The 12,426-nt window shown below is 62.4% G+C and carries 14 protein-coding genes; 4 read left to right on the top strand and 10 right to left on the bottom strand.

Features of this window, described 5'->3' with window-relative positions:
* Positions 1-92 precede the first annotated feature (92 nt).
* The 6 genes from KRZ98_RS00405 to KRZ98_RS00380 all read right to left on the bottom strand — a co-directional run bounded on the left by KRZ98_RS00405 (position 93) and on the right by KRZ98_RS00380 (position 2,165).
* Positions 93-293 carry an AlpA family transcriptional regulator gene (locus KRZ98_RS00405; protein ID WP_217671672.1) on the bottom strand — a complete coding sequence of 67 codons (201 nt, stop codon included), beginning with the start codon at positions 291-293 and terminating at the stop codon, positions 93-95.
* Between the two features lie 106 nt (positions 294-399).
* Positions 400-864, bottom strand: a complete 465-nt coding sequence (locus KRZ98_RS00400) for a hypothetical protein (RefSeq protein ID WP_217671670.1) — start codon at positions 862-864, stop codon at positions 400-402.
* Positions 864-1,295: a hypothetical protein gene (locus tag KRZ98_RS00395; RefSeq protein WP_217671669.1), complete on the bottom strand. Its 432-nt coding sequence runs from the start codon at positions 1,293-1,295 to the stop codon at positions 864-866. The genes KRZ98_RS00400 and KRZ98_RS00395 overlap by 1 nt, the downstream gene beginning before the upstream one ends.
* Positions 1,292-1,720 carry a hypothetical protein gene (locus KRZ98_RS00390; RefSeq protein ID WP_217671667.1) on the bottom strand — a complete coding sequence of 143 codons (429 nt, stop codon included), beginning with the start codon at positions 1,718-1,720 and terminating at the stop codon, positions 1,292-1,294. The genes KRZ98_RS00395 and KRZ98_RS00390 overlap by 4 nt, the downstream gene beginning before the upstream one ends.
* Before the next feature lie 69 nt (positions 1,721-1,789).
* A complete protein-coding gene (locus tag KRZ98_RS00385) occupies positions 1,790-1,990 on the bottom strand; it encodes a hypothetical protein (RefSeq protein WP_217671665.1) in 201 nt (66 codons plus the stop codon).
* Positions 1,983-2,165, bottom strand: a complete 183-nt coding sequence (locus tag KRZ98_RS00380) for a helix-turn-helix domain-containing protein (protein WP_217671663.1) — start codon at positions 2,163-2,165, stop codon at positions 1,983-1,985. The genes KRZ98_RS00385 and KRZ98_RS00380 overlap by 8 nt, the downstream gene beginning before the upstream one ends.
* A 306-nt stretch (positions 2,166-2,471) precedes the next feature.
* Here KRZ98_RS00380 and KRZ98_RS00375 point away from each other — a divergent pair, with 306 nt between their 5' ends.
* Positions 2,472-2,936, top strand: coding sequence for a hypothetical protein (locus KRZ98_RS00375; protein ID WP_217671662.1), 465 nt, complete (start codon positions 2,472-2,474; stop codon positions 2,934-2,936).
* Complete coding sequence (locus KRZ98_RS00370) at positions 2,914-4,086, top strand: site-specific integrase (protein WP_217671660.1); 1,173 nt, start codon at positions 2,914-2,916, stop codon at positions 4,084-4,086. Before KRZ98_RS00375 ends, KRZ98_RS00370 begins: the two co-directional genes overlap by 23 nt.
* A gap of 164 nt (positions 4,087-4,250) precedes the next feature.
* Here the strand turns inward: KRZ98_RS00370 and KRZ98_RS00365 are convergent, their stop codons facing one another.
* The 4 genes from KRZ98_RS00365 to KRZ98_RS00350 form a co-directional block, all read right to left on the bottom strand.
* The gene (locus tag KRZ98_RS00365) at positions 4,251-5,870 is read right to left on the bottom strand and encodes an NAD(P)/FAD-dependent oxidoreductase (RefSeq protein WP_217671659.1); all 1,620 of its coding nucleotides are present in this window, start codon (positions 5,868-5,870) and stop codon (positions 4,251-4,253) included.
* Positions 5,871-6,027: 157 nt separating this feature from the next.
* Complete coding sequence (locus KRZ98_RS00360) at positions 6,028-7,296, bottom strand: PepSY domain-containing protein (protein WP_254797986.1); 1,269 nt, start codon at positions 7,294-7,296, stop codon at positions 6,028-6,030.
* 16 nt (positions 7,297-7,312) lie between these two features.
* Positions 7,313-9,352 (bottom strand): TonB-dependent receptor, encoded by a 2,040-nt coding sequence (locus KRZ98_RS00355; protein ID WP_217671657.1) that lies wholly within the window; start codon positions 9,350-9,352, stop codon positions 7,313-7,315.
* A gap of 265 nt (positions 9,353-9,617) precedes the next feature.
* The gene (locus KRZ98_RS00350) at positions 9,618-10,028 is read right to left on the bottom strand and encodes a hypothetical protein (RefSeq protein WP_217671655.1); all 411 of its coding nucleotides are present in this window, start codon (positions 10,026-10,028) and stop codon (positions 9,618-9,620) included.
* A 112-nt stretch (positions 10,029-10,140) separates the two neighbouring features.
* On the opposite strand from KRZ98_RS00350, the gene KRZ98_RS00345 reads away from it, so the two are divergent.
* Both KRZ98_RS00345 and KRZ98_RS00340 read left to right on the top strand, forming a co-directional pair.
* On the top strand, positions 10,141-10,551 hold the full coding sequence (locus KRZ98_RS00345) for a MerR family DNA-binding transcriptional regulator (protein ID WP_217671653.1): 411 nt from the start codon (positions 10,141-10,143) through the stop codon (positions 10,549-10,551).
* A 40-nt stretch (positions 10,552-10,591) separates the two neighbouring features.
* A complete protein-coding gene (locus tag KRZ98_RS00340) occupies positions 10,592-12,394 on the top strand; it encodes an acyl-CoA dehydrogenase C-terminal domain-containing protein (RefSeq protein WP_217671651.1) in 1,803 nt (600 codons plus the stop codon).
* Positions 12,395-12,426: the final 32 nt, after the last annotated feature.

Here is a 12,426-nt window from a genome sequence, read left to right as displayed (position 1 = left end):
GGGTCCACACTCCTTATGGGAAGCGGCTCCGGGGTTGCCTCCGGGGCCGTTTTCTATTGGGGGGCTATCTGTCCAGAGCGGGCCGCGCGCCATTATGCGGCGCTCCTTTCCGAAGCGCGTCGGGCGAGCCAGTCATTGACCTCATGTTCGAACCAGCCAACGCGACCTGCACTGAGCTTTATCGGCTCGGGAAAATCATTCTTGTGGCGAAGATTGTGGATGGTGACGCGGCAGAGGCCGGTGCGCGCACAGACCTCAGCCACTTTCAAAATCCTCGAAATTTGGTCACTCATCGGTCGCTCCGTCAAAACAGCGACCTCTTCAATAAACAGATTTGGGCCGGTTTGAATCGACGCAAACTCCGTTTACCGACACAGTCGCCACCGTCAGATTTGGCGATCATTTCCGCGCCTCCCCGCTCATGGTGGCCAGCAACCGCTTGGCATCCTCCACGATGACCCTGGAGACATCGACAAACGGTTCGCCTTCTCCATCCAACGCCCATTCCAGCTTGAACAGCAGCGCCGCCGCGTGCGGTGCCGGGGTGCGGACCAGTTTGGCGTGCAGGTCGGACGTGACATTCGCCAAGGCGTCGCAACGGTGCGCAGCCTCATTGATTCCCGACGATTCCCGCCAGGCCAGTTCTTCCGGCGACCGCTTGAGAGGCATGTTCTGGCCGAATTGGCTGACGCCGATGGCATAGAGCCGTTCGTGTTGAGCGTCAGCGGCGTCGGATCGGGCCTTGGCACGAAGGTAGGCGGACATGAGGTTGTCCCAGGTCGAGATAGGCGCGGCCATGGCTGGCACTGCGATAGCGACCGGCGCAATCAGCGCGGTGGTGAGAAAGGAGCGGCGGTCGGTCATTATGCCACACTCCCACCGAGGCGGCGGACATCCGCAGCGATCAATTCCAACATGCGGCCTGCTTCGCTGGTCCCGTCGAACATCCAGTCTTTCAGCCCCCACTCGATCTTGACGGCAATGTCCGCGATCGTGGGTGCTGGCATGATCACCAATGCTTTGACGGCATCTGCATAGACATCGACATAGGCGCTAAAGCGATCTTCCGCCGCCGCTGCCTCCTCATAGGTGCCGGTGCCGTTATCGTGGGCATCGTTGTAGGGGCGAACGTGATCGCTGTAATAGGCCTCCATTGCGCCGTGGGACGCCACGACAGCGGACAGGGCGACATTCCATGCCGTGGTATCGACGGCCATGGGCGCGGCGATAGCTGGTGCGGCAAGGGCGACGGGTGCGAGCATAAGGTTCGACAGGAAAGCGCGACGGTCGGTCATGCCGCATTCCTCCCCATCTGCCGAGCATCAACCGAGATCAGCTTGAGCAAATCTTCGGGTATCTCAAAATCTTGGTAATGGTGAAGCAGCAGGTCGATCTTGCTGGCCACGTCCTGGCCATTCCGTGACGGGATGCGCAGAACAGTGTCAAGCTGCCGCCGTATCGCTGCCAGCGCCAGCCCGGAATCCCGATCCACCTGAGCGAAGTCCGGCGACGATAGCAGCATGTCGTGAACAGGGTGGCGGTCATAGACGGCGGTAAGGTGGTAAAATTCTGTGATGGCCTCCGCAAGATGGCCGGCTGGCGCGCAAACAAGCATCGGCGCGGCGCTGGCGAAGGCCATGGTCGGCACCGAGGCAACCGAAAGAATTGCAAGCGCACGGATGACATCGCGCCGCGAGGGCGCTATAGAACGTTCAATCATTTTTCGTTCCTTTCGATGATGATCAGGTCGGGGTTGATGGGTTCCAGCCATCGCCTCGACCGCCTTCCTTCAAATCATGTTGTCGACCACCTCGGTGCGATCCAAGATCCGCCAGCCGCGTGTCAGACGAAGGCCACTGGCCCAGCCACGTGCCTTGCGATGCGTCTGAAACTCAGCGTCTAGATTCTCGCCCTCGACAGGCGGCTTAACCCGCACATCAAAGCCCGCGCCGAAGGGCTCATAAGTGATTTCGATAATGCGCTCAGCCATTGACCGCGTCCGATCGGAAAGCCGCTTCCAACTCCGACTTGCGGAAATAGAGACGCTTCCCCTTGCGGATCACGGGCAGGTGGCCCGCCTCGACAAGGTGATAAATGGCGCGGGGCGTAAGGCCCGCATAGGTCGCGGCAGCCGTAGCCCCCGCGATAAGGTCCTGTGAAAGCATTTGCGCTCCCTCCGTTGAATCCGTTAATGTCCTGAGCAACGGTAATGAGAAGAATTGCTCAACTATGTGCCTAACTGTTCCCAGCCTTCCGCGCAATACGGTTGAGAAACTTTTCTCATCTTGGTTTCCGGCGTGAGATCGCTGTCATTTGGGCAGACCGAAGCGTTGTTGGCTGCTTTGCACAATATTGCCAGCGAGCGAAGGACGGCGCTCCAGGCTCGAATTAAGAATTTCCTGAAGATGGGTTTCCCCTCCGGCGTCGCCGCAGGAAGGGGTCGCGCTGCCGCCTATGATTCGGAGAGCATCATGCAAATGGTATTCGCATTTGAGCTTGTTCAATGTGGCCTAAACCCGTCGACAATCGTGTCCATCGTCAAAATGAACTGGGATATCATGCTACCCGCAATTGTCAGAGCGGCGACCCCCAATCAGTTAGTATCCCCCGGCCGTTTTGTTTGGCCTGACGCAAAGATTTTCTTCTGTGTCAGGCCAGAGGCTCTATATGAATTAACCGACCGCAGTGTTGATGATGCAGAATACCGAGGCAGCGTTGAAGTGCTTCACCTCAATGATTTACAGGATCGCCTATATAATTCAGAGGCTCCCACTCAGGTCGGGAGCTTTGCTCGATCGATCGTCCTGAATGTACCATTCCGCGTCCTTTCATGCCTCGTAGTACTGAAAGCCATAGATCCTGCGATGGAATATAGTGGCGTAGTGGCCGATCTCGAAACCGCGTTGGCGCTGTATGACCTCGATCCGCAAGCGTAGCTGGGCCGCGCCGGACGGGACGCCAAAGACAGGCTGGCAGGTCGATTATGTCGACACAGCCGGCAAGCGTCGCCGCAAGCAATTCGCCCGCAAGAAGGACGCTGATAGCTGGATCACGACAGCGGCCTATCAGGTTCAACAAGGCACCCACACGGCGGACAGCCAGTCCATCACCATCGCGAAGGCAGCCGATCTTTGGCTGAAGCGGGGCGAGCGGGAGAAGCTGGAGACATCCACCCTAGCCGCATATGGCCAGCATGTCCGCCTGCACATCGTGCCATTATGTGGCGACAAGAAGCTGTCCCAGATCACGCGTCCCATGGTCGAGGGCTGGCGCGACCAGCTTATGGACAAGCTGTCCCGACCGATGGCGAGCCGCGTGCTGCGTTCCCTGTCTGCGATCGTCAACGAGGCGCAGAGCCGGGGGCATGTCGCCCAGAATGTCGTCGCGGGCGTGAAGGTGCGCCGGTCGAAGCGAGAGAAGCCAAAGGCGACCATTCCAACCAAGCCAGAACTGAAGGCGATCCTTGCCGCCGCGAAGGCATCCGCCGAGCCGATGGCCCACCCTCTCGCCCTCATTGCAATCTTTGCTGGCCTGCGCGCGTCCGAATTGCGCGGCCTGCCCTGGCGCTGCATCGACTTTGCCGCCGCGACGTTGACGGTCGACCAACGCGCCGACCTGAAGAACGTAATCGGCCCACCCAAGTCTGAAGCAGGGTATCGAACCATACCCCTGCCCGCTTCTGCCATGACGGCATTGAAGTCATGGAAACTGGCCTGCGCGCCGACAAGCGACGACCTCGTGTTCCCCTCAGTCGCTAACAGGGTGATGACACATCGCTATATGAGCCTGAACCTCTTTGGAGCCGTCCAGATCGCGGCAGGCGTCGCAGCGCCCACGGTGGACGATCAGGGCGCGCCGGTGCTCAACAAAGCGCGGCAGCCGATCATGCAGCCGCACTATGGAATGCACGATTTCCGCCATGCCGCCGCATCCCTATGGATCGAACAGCGGGTCAATCCCAAGCGCGTGCAGCGGTGGATGGGACATAGCTCTATACAGGTCACGTTCGACACCTACGGGCATCTGTTCGACCAGGCCGAGCAGGATGGCGAAGTTGCGGCAGCGATCGAACGTGAACTGAAATAGGGGTAGAACGGCTAGCGTTACCCATCCCCAAGCCGGATCACAGGCACATGAATGGCACATGGAGGAATAATTCCCCGAATTTACTGGGGGTATTGACGCCCTCTGACTCCGTCAATCAAGGTTCGAGTCCTTGTCGGGCATCCAAATCTCCATTAGCTCCCCGGTCAGATTTTGGTGGAGAGCGCTACCGCCTCCGCCACCTTGATGCCGTCGATCGCCGCCGACAGGATGCCACCCGCATAGCCCGCCCCCTCGCCTGCCGGATAAAGACCGGCGACGTTGAGGCTTTGGAAATCCTTGCCGCGCGTGATGCGGATGGGAGAGGATGTGCGGGTTTCCACGCCGGTCATGACCGCGTCCGGGTGGTCATAATGGCTGATCTGGCGGCCGAAAGCAGGCAGTGCCTCGCGGATGGCGTCCACCACATAATCGGGCAGGCAAAGCGACAGGTCGGTGGGGGTGACGCCCGGCTTGTAGGAGGGGAGGACCTCTCCCAATGCGGTTGAGGGGCGACCGGCCATGAAGTCGCCCACGGTCTGGCCCGGCGCGAAATAGGAGGCGCCGCCCGCGACAAAGGCCGCCGATTCCCAGCGGCGTTGCAATTCGATCCCAGCCAGCGGTCCGTCGGGATAGTCGCGGGCGGGATCGATGCCGACGACCAGCCCAGAATTGGCGTTGAATTCGGCGCGGCTATATTGGCTCATGCCGTTGGTGACGACGCGGCCTTCCTCCGACGTGGCGGCGACGACGCGGCCGCCGGGGCACATGCAGAAGCTGTAGACGGTGCGGCTATTGGCGCAGTGATGTGCGAGGCTGTAGGACGCTGCGCCGAGATCCGGGTGGCCCGCGCAATTGCCATAGCGGGCGCGATCGACCCAGCTTTGCGGATGTTCGATCCGCACGCCGATGGAGAAAGGCTTGGCTTCGATATGGACGCCGCGACTGTGCAGCATCTCGAAGGTCAGGCGGGCGCTGTGGCCGACAGCGAGGACGACATGGTCGGCTTCGAGGAAGCTGCCGTCCTGCATATGGAGGCCGCGCAGCTTTTGCGTGCCGTCGCCTGCCGGTTCCAGCGCGAGATCGTCAACGCGGGTCTGCCAGCGATATTCGCCGCCCAGCGCCTCGATCTGGCGGCGCATGGATTCGACCATGGTGACAAGGCGGAACGTGCCGATATGGGGGTGCGCTTCCCATAATATGTCGTCGGGGGCGCCCGCCGCGACAAATTCCTCCAGCACCTTGCGGCCCAGAAAGCGGGGGTCTTTGACGCGGCAATAGAGTTTGCCATCGGAGAAAGTGCCTGCCCCGCCTTCGCCGAACTGGACATTGGAGTCGGGGTTCAGCTCGGCGCGACGCCACAGGCCCCATGTGTCCTTGGTGCGTTCGCGCACTTGCCTGCCGCGATCGAGGATGATCGGGCGGAACCCCATTTGCGCGAGGATGAGGCCTGCGAACAGACCGCATGGGCCTGCGCCGATGACGACGGGGCGCAGCGCCGGACCGCCTTCAGGGGCATGGGTTACGAACTTATAGCTGGTGTCTGGGGTGGGGCGCACATCCTTGTCCCCGGCGAAGCGGGCGAGGATGGCGGGTTCGTCCGTGGCGGCGATGTCGAACGTATAGACAAGCTGGATTGCGCTGCGGCGGCGGGCATCATTGCCGCGCCGGACGAGACTGTGGGATAAAAGGTCGGACGCGGCGATGCCCAGCCGAGCGCAGATGGCGGCGGGGATCGCCTCGACAGGGTGGTCGAGCGGGAGTTGCAGGCCGGAGAGACGGATCATGGTCGGGCTGTAGAGGATGTGGCCGGATAAGAAAACCGTCCGCCTTGGACAGAAACCTAGCCGCTCATGTAATCCGTTCGCCCTGAGCTTGTCGAAGGGTAGTCCTTTTTTTCCGAGAAGAAGGACGCGGCTTCGACAAGCTCAGCCCGAACGGGATTTAGGCCGTCCGGCGCTGACCCATGATCCACTCACCTGCCAGCGCGGCAACCATGCTGAGGCCGGTCAGCGGGAACAGCACACCGATCAACAGCATCAGCCCGGCAACCATACGCTTTGCGACGGGGGTAGCGGCGGGTGGCGCGGTGAGCCGTCCCTCTTTGCGCCGCTTCCACCACAGGACAGGTGCCGTCAGACAAAGCAGCAGGAGGCAGAGGCAGCCCGCCAGCATCAGCAGCCGATTGGCCTCTCTATATTGCTGGCCCTGATGGGTGGCGATGCCCCATTCGACCGCTTTTGCGCCGGGACCGAACATGCGCCAGTCCATGTCCTGCACCACTGCGCCGGATGCCGCGTCGATGGTGATGGCGCGGGCATCCTGCGCCTGTGTGACGATGGATGCGGCCAGATAGGGCGCGCCGGCGGTGGCGGGCAGAATGATCTGGACGCTGCCCATGCCGCGCGTGGTGGCGATGCGCAGCGCTTCATCGACGCCGATGTCGCCTGCTCTGCCCGCCGCCGCTCCGCCTTCGCGCAGCGTCCAGGGCAGCGCGTCCTTGGCTGGCGCGCTCCATGGGATTGCCGCCATTTTGGGTCGCCCCCAGTCATTGGCGGCTACCACGGCGCGCAGTCCCCCGCCCCACACCTGTGTCCAGGGCATCCCCGTGATGGCCAAGAACAGGATGACAGCAGCGGACAGGAAGCCCAGCGTGCCATGCAGATCGCGCCAGAAGAGGCGACCCGATGCCCGGCCCCGGATCGCCAGGGCCGGCTGTCCGCGCCGGGGCCAGCGCAGATAGAGACCGGTGATGCAGAGCAGGATCGCCCAGCCCGCGACGACCTCCACCAGCCGGTTGCCCACCGGTCCGGTGAGCGCGAGGCTGTGCAGATCCTTGATGACCTTCATGACGCCGCCGCCGCGCATCTCACCCAATATCCGGCCATTGCGGGGATCGACGAAATAGACGGTCGGCGGGCCAGCGTCCGTCTTCGTCATCACCCGCCAGCTTTCGGAGGGACTGGCGGGTCGCGCAATCTGGGTCACCTGCGCGCCTGTCGCCTGCTCCACCGTGGCGATCAGGCGTGATGGCGGGAGGGGCGAGGCCGTTGGTGCGCCCGACATATGCACCGGATAGAGCATCGCCTCTATCTCCGGCTTGTAGAGATAGAGCGCGCCGGTCACCGCCATCAGCGCCAGAACGGGCAGGACGATGAGACCGGCGTAGAAATGCCAGCGCCACATCGCCCGGTAAAAGCCTGTGTCATCCATCGTCCTGTCCCCCGGTTCAGAAACGCGCGCGCACGCCGCCATAGATGGCGCGGCGTTCGAGCGGGTAGAAGGCGACGCTGCCTTCGTCCGCTGCCGTTGCCGCAACGTCGGGCGTGTAGCGGACCAGCGCGCTGATGTCGCCGACCGCGCGCTTCTGCGTCAGGTTGCGCGCATCGAGGAACAGGGTGACGCCATCGCGTACCTGCGCCTGCGCGCCAAGGTTGAGCTGGGCATAGCTGCTCACCCGCTTGCTGTTGACATAATCGACCCACGCGCCCTGCGGCAGCCATTCGACCGAAGGCGAGACGCTGAGCCTGTCAGTTCCCAGTTTGAGTTCGGCGCGGTAGAAATGGCGCGGCACCACCGGCAGGCGATTGTCACCGTAGATGGCGTCGTTGCGGAAGCGGAAATCGCTATATTGATAGACTTGGCGGAGTGATGCCCAAGGGGTGAAGGCGAGTTCGAGACCGGCTTCGACGCCCTGATGGCGGGTCTTGTCCGCGTTGAAGGTCGCGGCGGGAATGACGCCGGGGACAACGCTATATTGCAGCATCTCGCCCTTGATGTCGGCGCGATAGAGGCTGACGTCCCAGGATGCGATGCCGATGCGACCACGGGTGCCGATTTCGGCGGTCCATGCCTTTTGCGGACCAACCGGGGTGAAGCCGGGCGCGCCGCCTGCGGGCGTCTGGCTCAGTTCACTATAGCCGGGCAGTTCGACCGAGCGGTTATAATTGGCGTAGAATTGCAGGGCATCGTCGGGCTTGTAGAGCAGGCCGATCTTGGGCGAGAAGGCATCGAAGCTGGCGTCGCCGCTGCGTTGCGGGGCGAAGCGATTGTCGATCCGCCGTTCGCCATGGGTGTAGAGGCCGCCCGCGATCAGCCACAGACCGGGCGCAGGGGCGAGCCGGACTTCGCCATAGCTGTTGATCGTCTGGGCGCGCTGCTGGACATTGGCGGTGGGCGCGCCGCGCTTGCCCGACAGGTTGACGAACTGGCGTGCGGTGACCTTGCCAAAGCGCGCCTGCGTGCCAAGCGTCAGTTCGACCGGCAGGCCGCCCAGATCGCCCGCCAGATCGAGGCTGGCGAACGCGCCGCGATCTTCCGATTTCTGGTCGATGACCTGAAAGATGGGGTGATAAAGATCCTTGGCATTGAGGAACAAGCCGAACGCCAGTTGCCCGCCGCCAATCTGAATCGTGGTGCGGTTTTGCAGGCGGATCGAGTCAATGTCGCGCGCCTGATCGCCAACGAAATTGCCCTTGGTCGGATCGGTCAGCACCGATTTTTCGCTGAGTGAACCGGACAATTTCTGACGGATGGTCTGGGCGCTGGCATAGAAGCGGGTTTCGATTGTCTCGCTGATCTTCACGCCGACATTGCCGTTGAAGCGATAGGATTTCCGCTTGCCATGGTCGCGGTCGCCATCCGAGCGGTCGCTGGTGATCGCGGCAAAGGCATCGCCGGTTTCGTCGGCATAACCATAGGCGGCTTTGGTGCGGATGGTGTCGAAGCTGCCGCCATCGACGCGCAGTTCGATGCCCGGCGCACTGCGTCCGGTCGGGGTCACGGCATTGATCGCGCCGCCCAGCGTCGATCCGCCAAAGCGCAGCGCGTTGCCGCCACGATAGACTTCGAGATGCTGAAAGACTTGCGGGTCAAATTCCTGAAAGTCGCCATTATCGTCGGCCAGATTGAGCGGGATGCCATCCTGCAACAGGGTCAGCCCGCGCATGTGGAAGCCGCGGGACAGGCCGGACCCGCGGATCGAGATGCGGACCTCCTGCCCGAAGCGGGGCTGAGTATAGACGCCGGGCGAATAGGTCAGCGCGTCGCGCAGCGAGACGGCGAGTTTGTTCTCATAATCGTCGGCGGCCACGACATCGACACCGCCGGGGGTGCGCTGCACGCGGGCGGCGGCTTCTTCGGCAATCACGCTGGCGGTGACGATGATACTGCTCTGGTCTGGGGCTTCGTCGGCCATGGCGGGGACGGCAGAAAGAGCAAAGGCAAGCGCGCACAGCGACGCGCTGCGTGTGGCATGGGTGATACGCATGGGATGTAACCTATTGATATAGTGTTCTGTCCTGACGTTATTCGGTCAGGATGGGGCCGGGGAAATTGCGTCCTCCCCCGTGTGGGGCGGGGCTATCGCATAGGAAGCCCTGTCCTCTTTACTCGTCACCCTGAACTTGTTTCAGGGTCCATTTCTCGTCCCCAGCGGCGGCTGTTGGGGCACGATGGATGCTGAAACAAGTTCAGCATGAGGAAATAAATTAAGGTCCGGCTCATACGCGACAGCCCTCCCCCAAAGGGGAGGATTACATGATCGCAGGCGGCCCTGATGAAGGCGGAGGAGGTGCGGCGAGGCGGGCGATCAGCCCGGTTTTGAGCGCGAAGGCGATTGGGCCATGGGCCAGTTGCCAGGCAGGCAAGGGCATGTCCGCCAACAACAAAGGCGGCACGGCGGGCTGAACCGACGCAGCGAAGGCGCAGGGCATGTTTCCGGCCATGCCATCGTCGGGGGCATGGTCGCCCTTGCCCGGCGTGGCGTTGCGATTGACTAGGACGTTGATCGCGCCCTGCCCGGTGCAAAGGGTCACGATGACGCCTTTGTCCGTGCGAACAGGCATGAAGCCCGACGGCACCAGCAATTGCACGGCAAACACAAGCAGCGCCAATGCGGCAAGCAGGCCGCGTGCGGTGCTGGAATGTCTGATGGCCCCCGTCATGACTCGGTCCCCCTAGCGGCATGCGTCCGGCCTGTCACCAGGACATTTGGTCCATGTCGCACTGCCCTCACTCACCTTGACGTAAACGTAAAGTTGCGCTACATCACCTGCCATGGATACGCGCAGCAGCATCGCCGGCATCGAGCTACCCGATCATCGGGACCAGCAGAGCTATAGTATTTCCGACCTTTCCGAGGAGTTCGGCGTCACTGCCCGCGCCCTGCGATTCTATGAGGATGAAGGGCTGATCGCGCCGGAACGGCAGGGTCTGGCCCGCATCTATTCGCGGCGCGACCGCGCGCGACTGGCGTGGATTTTGCGCGGCAAGCGGGTCGGTTTCAGCCTGACCGAGATTCGCGAGATGATCGACCTGTATGACGCCGACGAGGAACATGAAGAGCAGCGCCGCGTCACCATCGCCAAATGCGAGGCGCGGATCGAACTGCTGACCCGGCAGAAGGACGATATCGACGCGGCCATCGCCGAACTGGCGAGTTTCGTAGCTGCCATCGCCAAAGACTGAACCCCCTCCCCCCCGATAACAAAAACGCCCGGAGACGATTATGCCCAGTTATACGCCACCCGTCCGTGACACACGTTTCGTGCTTGAGCATGTTGTTGGGCTGGACCGCTATGCCAACCTGCCCGGCTTTGAAAATGCGACCCCCGATCTGGTCGAGGCGATCCTGACCGAAGGCGGCAAGATCGCCGCCGAAGTGCTGTTTCCCCTGAACGCCGTGGGCGACAAGGAAGGTTGCACCCGCCATCCCGATGGCAGCGTGACCACGCCGACGGGGTTCAAAGATGCGTTCGACCAGTTTGTCGCGGGCGGCTGGACCACGCTCCATTCGCCGACCGAATTTGGCGGCCAGGGGCTGCCAAGTGTGGTGGCGACGGCGGTGGACGAATATGTGCTGTCGGCCAATCAGGCGTTTGAAATGTATCATGGCCTGACCGCAGGCGCGGTCGCGGCGCTGATCGCCAAGGGCAGCGACGAACTGCAACAGCGTTACATTCCCAAGATGGTGTCGGGCGAATGGACCGGCACGATGAACCTGACCGAGCCGCATTGCGGCACCGATCTGGGCCTCATCAAGACCAAGGCCGTGCCCAATGCCGATGGCAGCTTTGCGATCACCGGCACCAAGATTTTCATTTCGGCGGGTGAGCATGACCTGTCGGAGAATATCATCCATCTGGTGCTGGCCAAGACGCCGGGCGCGCCGGACAGCAGCAAGGGCATTTCGCTGTTCGTCGTCCCCAAGATCATGGTCCATGACGACGGGTCGCTGGGCGAGCGCAATGCGGTGTCGTGCGGATCGATCGAGCATAAGATGGGTATCCATGGCAACGCCACCTGCGTCATGAATTATGACGGGGCGACCGGCTGGATGGTCGGCGAGGAGAATAAGGGGCTGGCCGCGATGTTCATCATGATGAACGCGGCGCGGCTGGGCGTGGGGCTGCAAGGGCTTGGCCAGGCGGAAATCGCCTTGCAGAATGCGGTCCATTATGCCCGTGATCGGCGGCAGGGCCGCGCGCTGACCGGGCCGAAGGAACCGGAGGAAAAGGCCGACACGCTGTTCGTCCATCCCGACGTGCGCCGGATGCTGATGGAGGGCAAGGCGATCACCGAAGGGCTGCGCGCGCTGATCCTGTGGGGAGCGTTGCAGGTCGACCTGTCGCACCATGCCGCCACGGAAGAAGAGCGCCAAATGGCCGACGACCTGATTGGCCTGCTGATCCCGGTGATCAAGGGCTATGGCACCGACAAGGGTTTCGACGTTGCCGTGTCCAGCCAGCAGGTGTTTGGCGGCCATGGCTATATCTGGGAAAATGGCGTGGAACAGTATGTCCGCGACGCGCGCATTGCCCAGATTTACGAGGGCACCAACGGGGTGCAGGCGATGGATCTGGTCGGCCGCAAGCTGGCGATAAACGGTGGCCGCGCATTGCAGGCGTTCCTGAAGATCATCGCGACCGAAGTCGCCGATGCCAAGGCCGAGCCTAAGCTGGCAGCGCTGGCCGAAGCGCTGGAGAAGGCGACCGGCCAGTTGCAGGCCGCGACCATGTGGCTGATGCAGAATGCGATGAAGAATCCCGACAATGCCGGGGCCGGTGCGCATCATTATATGCACATATTGGGCATCGTCGCGACCGGGCTGATGTGGCTGCGCATGGCCAAGGCCGCGACCGGGCTGCTGGCGGCGGGCGAAGGGGACGCGAAGTTTCTGGAAGCCAAGCTGGTGACGGCGCGCTTCTTTGCCGAGCGGATCATGCCCGACGCGGGGTCGCTGCGCCGCAAGATTGAGGGCGGCGCCGACGCGCTGATGGCGCTGGACCCGGACATGTTCCTGGCGGCGTAAGTTGCGGGAGGGCGGGTTTGGCCACAGAACTG

The sequence above is a fragment of the Sphingobium sp. AS12 genome (assembly GCF_019097845.1).
GTDB lineage: Bacteria > Pseudomonadota > Alphaproteobacteria > Sphingomonadales > Sphingomonadaceae > Sphingobium.
This window is presented reverse-complemented; position numbering and strand designations above follow the sequence as displayed.